Below are 14,583 nucleotides of genomic sequence, written 5' to 3'. Positions count from 1 at the left end.
GCTCCTCCGCGGCCGCGCCGTCCAGGTGGCGGGTCACCCCTTCACCGTGGTGCGGGCGGTTTTGCGTCCCGCGGCCTTCTTCCGCTTGGCGCTCGGCCGGGTGACCGGCAGGCCGTTGGCCTCGGCGTCCTCGGCCATTCCCCGACCGAACTCGGCGAGCGCGTCGATCAGCGCGTGTGCCGAGGCATCTGGGGCCAGCACATCGACGCGCAGGCCTTGCTCCTCGGCGGTCTTGGCCGTGGCCGGGCCGATGCAGGCGATCACCGTCGACGGATGCGGCTTGCCGGCGATGCCGACGAGATTGCGGACCGTGGAGGAAGAGGTGAAGACGACCGCGTCAAAGGCGCCGCCCTTGATCGCTTCGCGCACGGGCGCGGGAGGCGGCGCAGCCCGCACCGTCCGGTACGCCGTCACGTCGTCGACCTCCCACCCCATGTCCTGCAGGCCCGCGACGAGCGTGTCGGTCGCGATGTCCGCGCGCGGCAGGAAGACGCGGTTGATGGGGTCGAGCACCTCGTCATACGGCGGCCAGACCTCAAGCAGCCCACGGGCGGACTTCTCGCCGTCCGGCACCAGGTCGGGGTTGATCCCCCAGTCGTGCAGCGCGGCCGCGGTGGCCCCACCGACGGCGGCGATCTTCAACCCGGAGAAGGCGCGGGCGTCCAAACCGATCGCTTCGAACCGTTCGCGGATCGCGCGCACGGCGTTGACCGAGGTGAATCCCACCCACTCGTAGCGCCCGGTGACCAGACCCTTGACGGCGCGCTCCATCGCCTGGGGGGTGCGCGGCGGCTCGACGCTGATCGTCGGGACGACCTCCGCACTGGCCCCGTAGAAGGAGAGTCGCTCCTCCATCGATCCGGATTGCTGCTTGGTCCGCGGCACGAGGACCCGCCAGCCGAAGAGGGGCTTGGTCTCAAACCAGGAGAGGCCTTGATCTCGCAGATCCACCGTCGGGCCGACCACCGCGAGGGTCGGGACGCTCAGGCCCGCCATCGCCTTGGGTGCAGCGGCGAGGGTGGACGTCCGGGTGATCTGCTCGGTGGTGGTCCCGCGCTGGGTCAGGGCGACCGGGGTCTGCTCGTCGCGACCGGCGTCCTTGAGGTCGGCCAGCGCGACCGCGAGCGCATCGGGCAGGCCAAGGAGGACGACCGTGACATCGTCGGCGATGGACCCGGTGAGGTCGGGGCGTACGCCGCTCGTCACGCTCACGACATGGACTGCGCTGGTGGCGCTGGAGGTGAGCGGGACCCCCGCGTAGGCCGGGACGGCCGTCGCCGAACTCACGCCAGGCACCACATCGAAGGGGATGCCCGCCTTGCGCAGCGCCGCCGCCTCTTCCGCTAGCCCGTTGAAGGTGGTCGGATCGCCGTCCATGAGGCGCACCACGACACCATCACGGTGAGCCTTCGCGGTCTTCACGACGAGCTTGGCGCGCGAGGCGGTGGTGAGCTGCTGGCCGTGCTCGCCGTGCGAGGCGTCGATGATCTCGACGTCCTCACGGAGGAACTCGCGCACGAGTTCTGGCCCACTCGTCTGGTCGATGATGAGGGCCTCGGCGACCTTGAGACATTCGACGGCGCCGAGGGTGAGCAAGGCGCTATCGCCCGGCCCGGCACCGACGAAGGCCACCCGGGCCGGTGGTCGAGCCGCGACGGGGACGTCGGTCGAGGTGGTCGAGGTGGTCGAGCGCTGGGGGCTCACAGGGCACGCTCCGAAGCGGTCGGCGGGACAGGGACGTCAGGGGTTTGCGGACCGACGGCGGCGAGGTCACTCGCGCCGTCGGCAAGAAGGGTGTCGGCGAGATCGGCGCCCAGGGCGGCCGCATCGCCCGGCGAGCCGGAGGCGCTGCGCCGCACCTCGCCGGAGCCATCGACCGCGGCCACGACGGCGCGCAGGGTGAGCTCCGGGCCGCGATCGCCCTCGACGACCTCGGCGAGGGTGCCGACGGGGGCCGCGCAGCCGGCTTCGAGGCGTGCGAGGAGAGCACGCTCGGCCGTCACTGCGGCGCGGGTGTCGGCGTCGTCGATCGGGCGCAGGATCGCGAGCATGGCCTCATCGTCGGCGCGGCATTCGACGGCCAGGGCACCTTGGCCCGGGGCCGGGAGGATCTGGATGGGATCGAGGAGTTCGGTGATGACCGCCCGCTGGTCAAGACGGGTCAGGCCCGCGGCGGCGAGGACCACCGCGTCGACCTCTTCGCCGACCATCGCCAAGCGGGTTCCGATGTTGCCGCGGATATCGCGGAACTCCAGCCCCAGCCCGAGCGCAGCGAGTTGGGCGCGGCGCCGCGGCGAACCGGTACCGATCACGGACCCGGCGGGGAGCTCGCCGAGCGAGAGTCCGTCGCGGGCGACGAGAGCGTCTCGGGGGTCGACTCGCGAAGGGATGGCCGCGACGACCAGGCCCTCCTCGGGCGCGGTCGGGAGATCCTTTAAGGAGTGCACGGCGAAGTCGATCTCTCCGGCGCGCAAGGCGTTTCGTAGGGCACTGGCGAAGACGCCCGTCCCCCCGAGGCTCGCGAGCGAGGCCCGGCTGGTGTCTCCCTCGGTCACGATCTCGACGAGCTCGACCTCGTGTCCCGCGGCGCGTAAGAGGTCGGCGACATGACCGGACTGCGTCGTGGCGAGGGCGCTGCGGCGGGTGCCGAGCCGAAGGGCGGTCACAGTGCCTCCCCGTGGAGGTCGAAGAGTTGGCGGATCGCGTCCTCGTAGTGGCCGATCCGGCCATCGACCGCGAGCTGCTTCACCCGCACGGTCGGGGTGTGGAGGAGCTTTTCGACGACGCGGTGCATCGCGAGGCGGACCTCGGCGCGTTCGGCCTCGGTCAGATCCGGAGTGCGGGCCTCCAGCCGAGCGAGTTCGCGATTCATCACATCGGTCGCCGCGCCGCGCAGGGCACGCACGGTGGGGGCCACGAGGTCCGCGGCGCGAGCCGCGAGGTGCTGACCCACTTCGTCGGCGACGAGAGCTTGAGCGGCAGCGACCTGCGGGGCCGTGCCGTCGGCAGCGAGTTCCTCGCCGAGTTCGGCGAGGCCGATCACGGTGACGCCGGTCATCTCATCGGCTTCGCGGGCCACGTCGTGGGGCAGGGCGAGGTCGAGGTAGACCTGCGGGTTCCCGCCGCGCGAGACCTGCGCGTCCGCGGCCCGGGCGAGGTCGATCACCGTGCCGGTAGAGCCGGTGCAGGAGATCACGATGTCGGCCTCGGCGAGTGCCTGGTCCAACTCCTCGATCGGGCGCGGCACGCCATCGAGCCGCTCGGCTAGGTGCTCGGCGCGCGCGTAGGTGCGGTTGACGATCGTCAGGGCGGCAGCGCCTCGGCGGCGGGCGGTCGTCGCGGCCAGACCGCTCATCGCCCCGGCACCGACCACGAGCACCCGGGCACCGCTCACCGGTCCCACGCTTCGCTCGGCCCGATCCAGGCCCGCCCCGACGAGCGAGCGCGAGACCGCGTCGATCCCGGTCTCGGAGTGGACCCGCTTGCCGACCCGCAGGGCCTGCTGGACCAGATGGTTTAGGGCCGGACCGGCGTGGCCCCCTTCTTGCGCAGCCGCGAGGGCATCGCGCAGCTGGCCAAGAATCTGAGCCTCGCCGACCGCCATGGAGTCGAGTCCGGCCGCGACGTTAAAGACGTGGCCCACCGCGGCGTCGCCGTAGTGCAGATCGAGGTGGTCCTTGAGGTCGTCGACGGTCACGCCGCTCGCGTGCGTCAGGGCTGTCGTGAGATCCGCGACCGCCCCGTGGAAGGCGGTGACCTCGGCGTAGACCTCGGTGCGGTTGCAGGTCGAGACGACGACGAGTTCGGCGATGTCCGCGCTCGCCGCGGCGGCTGAGATCAGCAGTTCGCGGCTCGTGGCGTCCAGCGAAGCCCGCTCGAGCAGAGACAGGGGCGCACGCCGATGCGAGAGCCCGAAGACCAGCAGGCTCATCGGGCGACCCCGATCATCTGCGCGCCGTCCTCACCGAGCAACTCGCTCGGCAGGTCGGTCGGGAGCACCCCATTCGAGGCCGCCTTGCGCTGCTCGTGGAAGGCGAGGATCTGCAACTCGGTCGACAGGTCGACCTTGCGGACGACGACGCCGGTCGGCACGTCGAGGACCTCCGGGGCGAAGTTGAGGATCGATCCCACTCCGGCGGCGACGAGTTGGTCGCACACATCCTGGGCCGATCCGGACGGGGTGGCGATGACGCCGATCGAGATGGAGCGCGCGAGGTCCGGCAGGGAGCTCATCGGCGAAACCGTCAGCCCAGCGATGGTTTCCCCGACGACTCGCGGATCGCGGTCGAGCAAGGCGACGACGGTAAAGCCCTTGGTCGCAAATCCCCCATAGGACGCGAGAGCGCGGCCGAGGTTACCCATGCCGACGATGGCGACCGGCCAGTCGTGGGTGAGGCCAAGCGCCCGCGAGATCTCGTAACTCAGGTGGCCGACGTCGTAGCCGACGCCGCGCACGCCGTAAGACCCGAGATGGGAAAGGTCCTTGCGCAGCTTGGCCGAGCGCACGCCGGCGAAGCGGGCGAGTTCCTCCGATGACACGGAGCTCACGCCACCGCCAGAGAGTTGGTTAAGCGCCCTCAGGTACCCGGGGAGCCGGGCGACCGTCGCGTCGGGAATCCCGCGCTTGACGGTTCTGGTCACGCTCATTGGCGGCCGTGGCTCCTTTCGGCGAGCCTCCTCGGACACGAGGAGTTCGGGGGCACGCGAGGCCGAGATTACGCCCTTGTGAACAAATGCACAAAGTCATCTCATGCCGGCGGCGTACGGCCCGGCCCGGACTCCGTCCGCCCGTCCCCACTCCCTTCCAGGGCCGCCCGCAGGCGCCCTTCGTCGACCCGCCAGTAGTCATGTTGCAGACCATCGACGAAGGTCACCGGGATCTGCTCGGCATAGCGATCGAGCAGATCGCCGTGATCGAGGATCGAGACTTCCTCCCAGGTCACGCCGAGGTCGGTGGCCACCGCGGCGACCACATCGCGCACCTCATCGCAGAGGTGACAGCCCGGTTTGCCGATGATGCTGACCCGCGCCACGGGCTTCCACGCCGCCACGTCCTACCTCCACGTCGGTCGTTTAAAAGAACACCGACCGCCGCGTCATCAGGACCGAGTAGAGCGTCTGCTGGATCGTCTCGCGCACCTGGTCGGTGAGGTCGAAGACGAGCATCGGATCTTCGGCGGCCGCGGGGCCGAGGGACGCCGTGTCGACCGGCGTCCCGAATTCGATGATCCACTTGCTCGGAAGGGGGATCAAGCCCAGCGGACCGAGAAGGGGGAAGAAGGGGGTGACCGGTGCGTACGGAGCGCCGAGCAGGCGTGCGACGGTCTTCATATTGCCGATCATCGGGTAGACCTCCTCGGCTCCGACGACCGAGCACGGGATGATCGGCACCTCGCTACGCATCGCGGCCGAGACGAACCCGCCGCGTCCAAAACGCTGCAGTTTGTAGCGCTCGCGGAAGTGCTTGCCGACTCCCTTAAAGCCTTCGGGCCAGACGCCGACCAACTCGCCCGAGCTCATCAGGCGCTCGGCATCGGGGTTGGTCGCCAAGGTGGCGCCGGTCTTGCGGGCGAAGTCCCCGACGACCGGCATCGAAAAGACGAGGTCGGCGCCGAGCATCCGCAAGAAGCGGTGCTGCGGGTGCGCGTCATAAATCGCCAGTTGGGTGATGACCGAGTCGATCGCGACCGTGCCAGAGTGATTCGAGACGACGAGCGCGCCCCCTTCGGCGGGGATGTTCTCGATCCCGCGGACCTCGACCCGGAACCACTTGTCCTTCAGCAGGCGCACTAGCGGGAAGACCGTGTGGACGGTGAAGTCCTCGTCGAAACCGAAGTCGTCGACCTGGTACTCCCCCGAGACGCGGCGGCGCAAGAACGCTCCCAGCTCGGCGAATCGCCGCTCCCAGTCGTCACCGGCTGCAGCTCCGGCAGCCGAGCCGATCGTCCGGGACGCGGCTTGACCCGCGGAGAGGGCGACGGAGAGGAGTTCGGCGACGCCCGGCGCGAGCGTCTGACCGGAGCGAAGGGGGCCGCTGCTCGTCGAGCTCGTGGAGGTGGTCGGCTCGGGATCTGGCACCACCCGCAGGTCGGGCATCCCCTGCCGCGCCGCACTACGGGCCGGGCGCATCGCGGGGCGACCCGGACCGGCCGCCTCGGGCTCCCGGTGGATCTTGCGGGGCGCGCGCTTGGTCGTGCGGGCGCGTCCGGCCCCGCTCTTGGCATCGGCGGCGATCTTGGCCCGCGACGGGCGCGACGCCTTGGCCGCAGGCTTCGGCGACGGCGAGCTGGTGGCGGCGGTCGCCGACTCGCTCGGCGGCGCACTCTTCGCCGTGCTCGCCGGCGCGGGAGCAGGTGGCGTGATCGCGCTCTCCCCCGGTGCAGTCAGCAAGGGGGTGGCGCGCCGTCGAGCCCGCTCGCCGCTCGCCCGCTCAGCGGCAGCCGCGAAGGCGGAGGCCTCCTTCGCGGCCGGCCTTCGGGCCGCCTTCTTGGCCGGGGTCTTCTTGCCAGCGGCCTTCGTGGCCGTGGCCTTCTTCGCGGTCGCCGTCTTCGCGGTGGCCTTCGTCGTCGACGCCTTCTTCGCGCTCGCCTTCTGCGCAGTGGCCTTCTTGGCAGCGGCCTTCTTCGCGGTCGCCGTCTTCGCAGTGGACTTCTTGGCAGCGGCCTTCTTCGCCGGGGCGGCGGAGGAACTGGTGGTGGTGTCGGTGCTCACGGTCTTCTTCGCTGTGGTCTTCGTCGGTCGCGTGGTCGGGCGGGCAGCGGGCGCGCTCGATCCGCCGGTTGGCTTCGTCTGATCGGCCATCAGAGTTCGCTCTCTTCACTCGCCGCAGGGGCGCCGATGGCCCCTTGGGCCGCTTGCACCGCAGCCCAACCGGGCTGGGCGAACGGCAAGGCCCGGTGAAGGGGGCGGCCCGGGATCCCGCGGGCGAAGTCCTCGAAGGCCGCTCGCGTCGTGTATCGCGGGGTAAAACCCATGACCTCGCGCATACGGGTGGTGTCCAATCCGCGACCGAAGGAGAGCATGTCCAGCTGGTCGGGGTTCACATCGACGAGCCCGACGCGCTGGAGGGATCCGGTCACCGACCCGGCGATGAACTTCGGGATGAGCACATAGGGCCGGCCAGCGATATTGGCGGCCTGGCTGGCGGTGATGATCCCGTCACCGGCGATGTTGACCACGCCCTGGCCGGGATGGGCGACGGCGAGCGCCAGCGCGTCGGGGACGTCATCTTCGTGGATGAACTGCAAGCGCGCGTCAAAGCCGAACGGCAGCGGGATCACGCTGAGGGAGAAGTGATCGGTAAAGGCCGTGCGGATCTTCGGGCCGATGACATTGGCAAAGCGCAGCATCGAGATGGCGACATCCGGTCGGCGCCGGGAGAAGCCGCGGACGTAGCCCTCCACCTCGACCGAGTCGCGCGCCCAGCCCGTGCGGGGCATCCGCCGCGCCGACATGTCCTCGGCGAACATCGCCGGGTCCTTCGGGCTCGACCCGTAGACGGCCGCGGTCGATTTCACGACGAGCGCCTTGACCGACTCCGCCTTTTGGCACGCGGCGAGCAGCTGCATCGTGCCGATGACGTTGATTTCTTTTTGGGAGGCGCGGCCACCTCCTGCAGACGGGGTCGCGATCACATTCATATGGACGACGGTGTCGACCTCGTGATCGTCGATGATTCGTCCGATGAGCGGGCTACGGATATCGGCCCGGATGAACTCCGCTCGGCCGATGCCGTGGCGCGGCGGCACGATGTCGACACCGATGATCCGGCGCACGGATCGATCTCCAGACAGGCGGCGAGCAAAGGCCCCACCGAGATGGCGCGAAATGCCTGTGATGACAACGGTGTCCGCCACCGTCCCACCTCCCCTTCGAATCAATCGCGTCGGCCTGGTCCCGTCATCAGACCGACGGGCTTGACCCTAGTTCACTCGCGGGTTATTTCACTGCCGAAGGAGGGTGAATCGGCTTACGATATGAGAAAGCCCCGGACCCTGCCTCGTTCTCGAGGCGGCCGGGGCTCTCGCGTCACTTCTTGTTGCGACGCTGGTGACGCGTCTTGCGCAGCAACTTGCGGTGTTTCTTCTTCGCCATCCGCTTGCGGCGCTTCTTGATAACCGAACCCATACGTTTGTCCTTCGTTTTCGCGTGAACACTGTGCGGTGGCCCCCCGGCAGCGCGGTCACGCTCTGCCGCCCAAAGCGCTTCACGCCACGTGGGTGCGACGGGCCACCTCAAGGGAGTCAACTGCTGAGTCTAAGCGCGCGGGGCGCAGGCACCCAAACTTCACGCATCACCGCCCGACGACGCACGGGGAAGGGGGCGGCGCCCACCTTCGCTCAGGCGGTATCGACGAAGGATTGACCGAGGTACTTGTCGACGGCATCCTGCGGGACCCGGAAGGATCGGCCGACGCGTACGGCCGGCAGTTCACCGCTGTGGACCATGCGGTACACGGTCATCTTGGACACCCTCATGATGGCGGCCACCTCGGCCACGGTGAGGAACCGCACCTCGGCGAGTCGCTCGTTCGACATGACTACCCCGGACTTCTGCGCGGTCGCATGGCCGACCCGGTGTGGGCCGGCAGACGCATACGGTCCGTGCTGAGGTAACCCTAGGGGCAGATGTGACTACTGGGAAGTACCTGAGAGTCACAATCCGACATTGTCCAGCCGACACGCCGACGAAGTGGAGGAAGATCTCGCCCGATCGCCCCACTCCCGGGCCGATCAGTCGTCGAACCAGACGTCTAACCCGTGGTGGGGGAAAGTCGCCTCGCGGGTCGCCATGACGGCGCGGTCGACCTCGCTGTGGGGGTTGTATCCGAGCGACCACGGCTGCACCCAGATCGGGAGTTCCTTGGCGGGAAGGTCCCCCATCCGGGTCGGCGCCTCCTGACCGGTGACCTCGAGCACATGCTCGCGCCAGGGCTCCGGGATCGGGGTCGCCGCCGAGATGGGGTGATGAGCGGCGATAGCGGTGAGGTGGGTCCAGGATCTCGGCACGACGCTCGTCACGTCATACCCGCCCCCTCCGACCGCGATCCACTTGCCATCGCAGATCTCATGGGTGAGCCGGTGCAAGGTGACCATCGCCTGTCGCTGCGCGTCGAGGGTCAGCGCAAGGTGAGCCAGGGGATCATCCATGTGGGTGTCGCACCCATGCTGGGTGAAGACCACCTGGGGCTTAAAGGCCCGCACGACCGGGATGATCGCCGCGTTGATCGCCCGGAGCCACGGTGAGTCGGGGACCCCGGGAGGCAGGGCCACGTTGACGGCGCTCCCTTCGGCCTCGGGACCACCGGTCTCGGCCGGCCATCCGGTGCCGGGGAAGAGGGTCCGGCCGCTCTCATGCAACGAGCAGGTGAGGACTCGAGGATCGTTGTAGAAGATCTCCTGGACGCCGTCACCGTGGTGGACGTCGACATCGATATAGGCGACGCGCTCGACGCCCTGGTCCAGCAGCCACTGGATGCCGACGGCGATGTCGTTGTAGACGCAAAAACCCGACGCCCGGTCACGCATCGCGTGGTGCATGCCTCCGGTGAAGTTCACCCCGTGCTCGGCCGCTCCCGACCACACCCGCTGGGTGACCTCGAGCGTGCCAGCGGCGAGGCGAGCGCTCGCCTCATGCATCCCGACGAAGGCGGGGACGTCCTCGGTCCCGATCCCCCGGGAGCCGTCGGCAAGGGAAGGGTCCGCGCCGATCCTCTTCACGAGGTCGATGTACTGAGGATCGTGGACGCTCGCGAGCACGGCATCCTCGGCGATCCCCGGATCGATGATCTCCATCCCCTCGAACGCTCCGAGCGCCTCGCATAGGCGGGCCGTCAGATCGATCCGTAAGGGCGCCATCGGGTGCCCTATGCCGAAGTCGTACGAGGTGAACTCGGGGCCCCAGATGGCGCACGCCTTAGTGCTGCTCATAGGGGGAACGCTACTCGCACTAGGCTCGGGACCACTTGCCCCCTTCACCGGCGCTTACTAGGAGGACGACATGCCGCGGATGCGCCTGCACAACGAAGACATCCTCGTCGTTGGGCTGGGCCGTTTCGGTGGGGCGGTCGCGACCGAACTGCACCGTCTCGGCAACCGCGTAACGGCGATCGAGCTCGACCCCGAACTCGCCGAAAACTACCTCGGCCGCGTCGGGCGGATCGTCCACGGGGACGCGACGTCGGTCTCGGTCTTTGAGGACATCCAGGCCCAGAACTTCTCCGGCGCCGTCCTTGGGATCGGCTCATCCGTCGAGGCGTCGGTGCTCGCGGCGGTCAACATGATCGACGCAGGCATCCCGCAGGTCTGGGCCAAGGCGGTGAGCCCCGAGCACGCGAGGATCCTCGACCGGATCGGCGTCCAGCACGTCCTCTCCCCCGAGATCGAGTCCGGCCAACGCCTCGCGCACCTCATCGGGGGGCGGCTCATCGACTACATCGAGTTCGACGACGGCTTCGCCATCGTCAAGATGCTCCCACCGACCGAAGCCATCGGGTTCACGCTCGCGCAGTCCCAACTGCGCAGCAAATACGGAGTGACGATCGTCGGGGTGAAGTCACCGGGGCGCGACTTCACCTACGCGCAACCGGAAACCAAGGTGCTCGCTGGCGACACCCTCATCGTGAGCGGCCCGACGACCTTGATCGAGCGGATGGCCGCCCGCCCATAACGATCGACCGGGCGGGCTCAGCACCCGAGCGTCAGCGGCGGTCCTTGCCAAGCGGAAGCACCATCGCGACTTCCTGGTCACCGTCGAAGTCGTTCTTCACGCGGACCTCGCGGCGCTCATCGGTCGGTCGGAAGCCGAAGCTCGACGCGAAGGCGACGGCGCGGCCATTTTCGGTCCCGACCCAGTAGTAGAGAAGGTCCAGGCCCTGGCTGCGAGCGTGCTTCGCGGCCTGGCGAACGAGTTCTGCCGCCACCGACTTGCCGCGCCAGTCCGGGGTCACCCAGAGGCCGAAGAGCTGTCCGGCCGCACCCGGCTCGTCGCCCCCTTCGAAGGCACCGATGCTCGCAACGCCCACGCGCCCACCCTCGACCTCGGCGAGGAGTCGCTGGCTGCGGTTCATCCGGTCACGCCAGGTCTGCTCGTCGAACTGCTCTTCATCGTCGAGGCTCGCAACGAAGGCCTCGGGCGACTCCTTGAGCGCGGCCAGGCGGACCTCACGGTAGGTCTCCCAGTCATTCTCGGTCAGTGCGCGCACGGTGATCTCACTCATGGCGCATACTCTCGCACGTCTCGGGCGGCCTTGCCTCGGCAGGTCACGCGCTGTTCACCTTGGTCGACTCGATCGCTCGCGCCATGTGAATCTCGCAGTCCTTCATCTGCGGGTGCGAGGTGCGCTCGCCCGTATCGACGAACCCCAGGCGCTCGTAGGCGGCGACGGCTCGCGGGTTACGCGCGCTGACGCCGAGCACGATGGTGGTGAAGCCACGCGCTGCTGCCCAGGTGATCGCGGTCTCGACGAGGCGCTCGATCACGCCGGTCCCGCGCGCGTGCCCGGCGACCCACGCCGCGACGAGCCGAGGGGCACCATCGCGGGTGAGCGCGGTGATCGCGCCCACCGGGAGATCACCTCGCCAGGCGAGCCACGATTGCACCTCCGGCCCGCCAGCGGCTTGGGAGCGCCAGGTGTCCTCGCCGTAACTCACGGTCGCGGCGAAGGTCTGAAGGAAGGCATCGGGGGCATCGAGCAGCATGGCCTGGCGGACCGCGCGGTAGACCTCCCAATCCCTCGCGCTCGTCGGTCGAACGTCCACTTCACCGGTCGTCATGGGCGCTCTTCTTCCGTCGTCGAAGGGGGTTCAGCCGCGGCCGAGTTCGGCGGAGCGCTCGGCCGCAGCTTCGACGGCAGCCATCACCGCCGCGCGGACCGCGTGCTCGTCGAGCGTGCGTAGGCCCGCGGCGGTAGTGCCACCGGGAGAGGTCACGCGCTCGCGCAGGATGCTCGGGTGTTCGCCGCTCTCGCGGAGCATCGTGGCAGCGCCAAGGAGGGTCTGAGTCGCAAGCTCGCTGGCCGAAGTGCGAGGCAGACCGAGCACGACACCCGCCTCGATCAGCGCCTCGGCGATGTAGAAGACATACGCGGGGCCAGAGCCCGACAGGCCCGTCACGACGTCCTGCTGCGACTCGGGAACGATGACGGCCGAGCCCCCCGTGCGCAGGACCTCGGCGACCCGCTCCACCTGCTCGTCGGTCGCCGCCGCCCCGGCACTGAGGGCGGCCATTCCTTGCCCGACGAGCGCTGGCGTGTTGGGCATGACCCGCACCACCGCGATCCCGGCCGGGAGCCGCCCTTCGATGGTGGCCGTCGGGACACCGGCGGCCAAGCTGGCGACGATGTCATCTGCTCCCAGCGAATCCCCGATCTCGTCGAGCAGGTCGGGGACCTGGTGGGGCTTGACGATGAGGAGGTGAATCTCGCCCCAGGTCGCCGCTTCGGAGGCAGAGCGGGCGGTCACCCCATGGCGGGCGCCGATCTCATCGGCGCGCTCGGGATTCGGTTCGACGACGGTGATCTCGTCGGGGTCCTGACCGGCCCGAAGCAGCCCGGCGAGGACCGCCTCGCCCATATTGCCGACTCCGTAGATCGCGATGCGTGACATAGCCCCAGTATGGCGAAGTCGGGCCCTGCCCCTCCCCTGACTTTCCGGCCCGAGGTGCCGGCGTCAGCCGCGCCCGCTGAGGACCCGCCAGAACCCGATCGGGGTGGATGGGCGCCCGGCGAGTTGGGCGAGGTAGTCGTACCAGTCGGGCCCGTACGGGATGAGGACCCGGACCCGGTGGCCCGCGTCGGCGAGGCGCATCTGTTGAGCGGGCTGGACCCCGTAGTACATCTGCTGCTCGACCTGCTCGGGACCGAGACCGTGGTGGTAGATGAGCGCGTCGGCGACCTCCAACAGCTGCGGGTCGTGGGTGACGAGCGCGGTCTCTCCGGGAGCGGCGAGCAAGGTAGCGAGGCACCGGGTCCACGCCAGGTCGGCCTCGTGCCGGTCGGACCAGGCCTCGGTCCGCGGCTCGTTCGGTCCGCCGCGAACCAACCGGACGCGCGCGCCCTTCTCGGCGAGCGCGGCGGCATCCGCGTCGCTGCGGTGGCGTCGCGCGACCAGGGTGACGCCCGTCTGCGGGTACATGGGGCGCACCTCATCGGCGAGGTCGAGGACCTCTTGGACCTGATCGAGGCGCCCTTCGCCGAGCGTGATCCGCCCGCCCCACGCCTCGGCCACCGAGGTGAGCGCCAGCAACGAGGTCTGGGCAACCTCTCGTCCGAGCGGGAGACCGAGGTGATCGGGCGTCACGAGCAGGTCCGAGCCATGGTCGGCGGCGAGGCCCTGGGCGTCCATCTCGCGAAGCGCCCGACGGCACGCGGCGACCAGGGTCGCCACCTGGGAGGCGTCCTGCGGCGGCGGGAGAAGGGGGTGCAAGATCGCGAGGCGATCCGTGCGGCGCAGGTCTGCCGCGGCCTCGACCGCGTCCTCGACGCGAGGCCCCGCGATGAACCGAGCGCGTGCCGATCGGATCGTTGCCGACTTCTCGGCGCGGGCGCGCGTGGGGCCGGTCAGGCGGTCAAGAGCGCTGCCGCGCAAGGCATCGAAGGGGGTCCTCATGGGTTCTAGGATCGCACCCCGGGATCCTCACCAGCGGGCACGTGCAGTCGGTACGCGGCGCGCAGAACCCGCCAGGTGCGCTCGCGGACCGGGTCGCTCAGCTCCCCATCGGCATTGATCCCGAAGGGCTCGCCGGTCGTCGAGATCCGCACCTCCCGCCCGACGTAATTGCGCACCCCATCAAGTTCGTCTTGGTCGCCTCGCTTGAGGCGCAACGCGTAGCGAAGTTGCTCGAAGCGGCCCCGCGCACTCGCGATGAGCACATCGGCCCGCCCGTCGCCGGGGGCTGCCTCCGGTGCGATCTGCGCTCCCCCGCCGACGCTGGTGCCATTGGCGATCGCGACCTGCATCAGGCGCTGACGGCCGTCGGTCACGGCCGTGCCATCAATCACGACTCGCAGCCTCCACCCCTTCGCCTGGATCCCCGCCAGCACCGAACCGATGACATACCCGATCGGGCCGAGGCGCTCCTTCCACGGCTGGGCGGCGCGACCGGCTTCCTCGCCGGCGCCGACGTGGACGGCGTTGACGATCAGGGCACCGGTGTCGTCCTCGATCACATCGATCGGTCGGAGTTTGCCATCGAGCACCACGCGGGCGGCCTCCGCCGGCTCGGTCGGCAGGTCGATCGAGCGCGCGAAGTCGTTGCCCGTCCCGAGGGGGATCAGTCCGAGCGCGGGGGCTTCGGGACCCGAGCCGTCCTCGCGGTGAAGCCGATCGAGCGCGCCGAGCGCGACGATCATCGCGTGGAGCGAACCATCGCCGCCGGCGACCACGACCTCGGTCTCTGGGTGGGCGTCGAGCCGCTCGCGGAGCACGTCTTTGAGCTCATCGAGATCACTAGTACCGACCACCTCGACCTCGGCGCCCTCCCGGAGGACAGTCACGGCCGCCTCGATCGGCTCATCGTCGCTCGTCCCGGCGTTGTCATTGGTGATGAGGAGCAAACGTCGCACGATCCTCACCTTAGGGCTCG

The 14,583-nt window shown here is 69.4% G+C and carries 17 protein-coding genes; 2 read left to right on the top strand and 15 right to left on the bottom strand.

What is annotated here, in order from left to right; genetic code table 11:
- Window positions 1-33: 33 nt before the first annotated feature.
- From AB8K43_RS11290 to AB8K43_RS11265, 6 genes are all read right to left on the bottom strand, one after another.
- Window positions 34-1,704 carry a uroporphyrinogen-III synthase gene (locus AB8K43_RS11290; protein WP_370894304.1) on the bottom strand — a complete coding sequence of 557 codons (1,671 nt, stop codon included), beginning with the start codon at window positions 1,702-1,704 and terminating at the stop codon, window positions 34-36.
- A complete protein-coding gene (gene hemC / locus AB8K43_RS11285; RefSeq protein ID WP_370894303.1) occupies window positions 1,701-2,666 on the bottom strand; it encodes a hydroxymethylbilane synthase in 966 nt (321 codons plus the stop codon). The genes AB8K43_RS11290 and hemC overlap by 4 nt, the downstream gene beginning before the upstream one ends.
- Complete coding sequence (locus AB8K43_RS11280) at window positions 2,663-3,931, bottom strand: glutamyl-tRNA reductase (protein WP_370894302.1); 1,269 nt, start codon at window positions 3,929-3,931, stop codon at window positions 2,663-2,665. Before AB8K43_RS11280 ends, hemC begins: the two co-directional genes overlap by 4 nt.
- Complete coding sequence (locus tag AB8K43_RS11275) at window positions 3,928-4,647, bottom strand: redox-sensing transcriptional repressor Rex (protein ID WP_370894301.1); 720 nt, start codon at window positions 4,645-4,647, stop codon at window positions 3,928-3,930. The genes AB8K43_RS11280 and AB8K43_RS11275 overlap by 4 nt, the downstream gene beginning before the upstream one ends.
- A gap of 101 nt (window positions 4,648-4,748) precedes the next feature.
- The gene (locus AB8K43_RS11270; protein WP_370894300.1) at window positions 4,749-5,051 is read right to left on the bottom strand and encodes a glutaredoxin family protein; all 303 of its coding nucleotides are present in this window, start codon (window positions 5,049-5,051) and stop codon (window positions 4,749-4,751) included.
- 22 nt (window positions 5,052-5,073) lie between these two features.
- Window positions 5,074-6,096, bottom strand: coding sequence for a lysophospholipid acyltransferase family protein (locus tag AB8K43_RS11265; protein ID WP_370894299.1), 1,023 nt, complete (start codon window positions 6,094-6,096; stop codon window positions 5,074-5,076).
- 97 nt (window positions 6,097-6,193) lie between these two features.
- Here AB8K43_RS11265 and AB8K43_RS11260 point away from each other — a divergent pair, with 97 nt between their 5' ends.
- Entirely contained in the window at window positions 6,194-6,793 is a 600-nt protein-coding gene (locus AB8K43_RS11260; protein WP_370894298.1) for a hypothetical protein, read from the top strand.
- A gap of 7 nt (window positions 6,794-6,800) precedes the next feature.
- Here the strand turns inward: AB8K43_RS11260 and AB8K43_RS11255 are convergent, their stop codons facing one another.
- From AB8K43_RS11255 to AB8K43_RS11240, 4 genes are all read right to left on the bottom strand, one after another.
- Window positions 6,801-7,856, bottom strand: a complete 1,056-nt coding sequence (locus tag AB8K43_RS11255; RefSeq protein WP_370894297.1) for an NAD-dependent epimerase/dehydratase family protein — start codon at window positions 7,854-7,856, stop codon at window positions 6,801-6,803.
- A gap of 172 nt (window positions 7,857-8,028) precedes the next feature.
- Window positions 8,029-8,127, bottom strand: a complete 99-nt coding sequence (locus tag AB8K43_RS11250) for a 30S ribosomal protein bS22 (protein ID WP_003792170.1) — start codon at window positions 8,125-8,127, stop codon at window positions 8,029-8,031.
- 212 nt (window positions 8,128-8,339) lie between these two features.
- Window positions 8,340-8,537 (bottom strand): helix-turn-helix domain-containing protein, encoded by a 198-nt coding sequence (locus AB8K43_RS11245; protein WP_370894296.1) that lies wholly within the window; start codon window positions 8,535-8,537, stop codon window positions 8,340-8,342.
- A gap of 195 nt (window positions 8,538-8,732) precedes the next feature.
- On the bottom strand, window positions 8,733-9,929 hold the full coding sequence (locus AB8K43_RS11240; RefSeq protein ID WP_370894295.1) for an acetoin utilization protein AcuC: 1,197 nt from the start codon (window positions 9,927-9,929) through the stop codon (window positions 8,733-8,735).
- 70 nt (window positions 9,930-9,999) lie between these two features.
- Here AB8K43_RS11240 and AB8K43_RS11235 point away from each other — a divergent pair, with 70 nt between their 5' ends.
- Window positions 10,000-10,668, top strand: a complete 669-nt coding sequence (locus AB8K43_RS11235; protein ID WP_370894294.1) for a TrkA family potassium uptake protein — start codon at window positions 10,000-10,002, stop codon at window positions 10,666-10,668.
- 31 nt (window positions 10,669-10,699) lie between these two features.
- Here the strand turns inward: AB8K43_RS11235 and AB8K43_RS11230 are convergent, their stop codons facing one another.
- The 5 genes from AB8K43_RS11230 to AB8K43_RS11210 form a co-directional block, all read right to left on the bottom strand.
- Window positions 10,700-11,218, bottom strand: coding sequence for an N-acetyltransferase family protein (locus tag AB8K43_RS11230; protein ID WP_370894293.1), 519 nt, complete (start codon window positions 11,216-11,218; stop codon window positions 10,700-10,702).
- A gap of 43 nt (window positions 11,219-11,261) precedes the next feature.
- The gene (locus tag AB8K43_RS11225; protein ID WP_370894292.1) at window positions 11,262-11,774 is read right to left on the bottom strand and encodes a GNAT family N-acetyltransferase; all 513 of its coding nucleotides are present in this window, start codon (window positions 11,772-11,774) and stop codon (window positions 11,262-11,264) included.
- 30 nt (window positions 11,775-11,804) lie between these two features.
- Window positions 11,805-12,605 (bottom strand): pyrroline-5-carboxylate reductase, encoded by an 801-nt coding sequence (gene proC, locus AB8K43_RS11220; protein ID WP_370894291.1) that lies wholly within the window; start codon window positions 12,603-12,605, stop codon window positions 11,805-11,807.
- A gap of 63 nt (window positions 12,606-12,668) precedes the next feature.
- Window positions 12,669-13,607 (bottom strand): hypothetical protein, encoded by a 939-nt coding sequence (locus tag AB8K43_RS11215; protein ID WP_370894290.1) that lies wholly within the window; start codon window positions 13,605-13,607, stop codon window positions 12,669-12,671.
- Window positions 13,608-13,612: 5 nt separating this feature from the next.
- On the bottom strand, window positions 13,613-14,563 hold the full coding sequence (locus AB8K43_RS11210; protein ID WP_370894289.1) for a diacylglycerol kinase family protein: 951 nt from the start codon (window positions 14,561-14,563) through the stop codon (window positions 13,613-13,615).
- Window positions 14,564-14,583: the final 20 nt, after the last annotated feature.

This window comes from Janibacter sp. GXQ6167, from assembly GCF_041365945.1.
Classification (GTDB): Bacteria; Actinomycetota; Actinomycetes; order Actinomycetales; family Dermatophilaceae; genus JBGFSK01.
Note: the sequence above shows the minus strand (reverse complement) of the source record. Positions and strands in the feature narration are given on the sequence as shown.

Coding starts and splice junctions, on each gene's coding strand:
- AB8K43_RS11280 (WP_370894302.1), bottom strand. CDS start 3,931: ATGAGCCTGCTGGTCTTCGGGCTCTCGCATCGGCGTGCGCCCCTGTCT.
- AB8K43_RS11275 (WP_370894301.1), bottom strand. CDS start 4,647: ATGAGCGTGACCAGAACCGTCAAGCGCGGGATTCCCGACGCGACGGTC.
- AB8K43_RS11265 (WP_370894299.1), bottom strand. CDS start 6,096: ATGCCCGACCTGCGGGTGGTGCCAGATCCCGAGCCGACCACCTCCACG.
- AB8K43_RS11250 (WP_003792170.1), bottom strand. CDS start 8,127: ATGGGTTCGGTTATCAAGAAGCGCCGCAAGCGGATGGCGAAGAAGAAA.
- AB8K43_RS11245 (WP_370894296.1), bottom strand. CDS start 8,537: ATGTCGAACGAGCGACTCGCCGAGGTGCGGTTCCTCACCGTGGCCGAG.
- AB8K43_RS11240 (WP_370894295.1), bottom strand. CDS start 9,929: ATGAGCAGCACTAAGGCGTGCGCCATCTGGGGCCCCGAGTTCACCTCG.
- AB8K43_RS11235 (WP_370894294.1), top strand. CDS start 10,000: ATGCCGCGGATGCGCCTGCACAACGAAGACATCCTCGTCGTTGGGCTG.
- AB8K43_RS11230 (WP_370894293.1), bottom strand. CDS start 11,218: ATGAGTGAGATCACCGTGCGCGCACTGACCGAGAATGACTGGGAGACC.
- AB8K43_RS11225 (WP_370894292.1), bottom strand. CDS start 11,774: ATGACGACCGGTGAAGTGGACGTTCGACCGACGAGCGCGAGGGATTGG.
- proC (WP_370894291.1), bottom strand. CDS start 12,605: ATGTCACGCATCGCGATCTACGGAGTCGGCAATATGGGCGAGGCGGTC.
- AB8K43_RS11215 (WP_370894290.1), bottom strand. CDS start 13,607: ATGAGGACCCCCTTCGATGCCTTGCGCGGCAGCGCTCTTGACCGCCTG.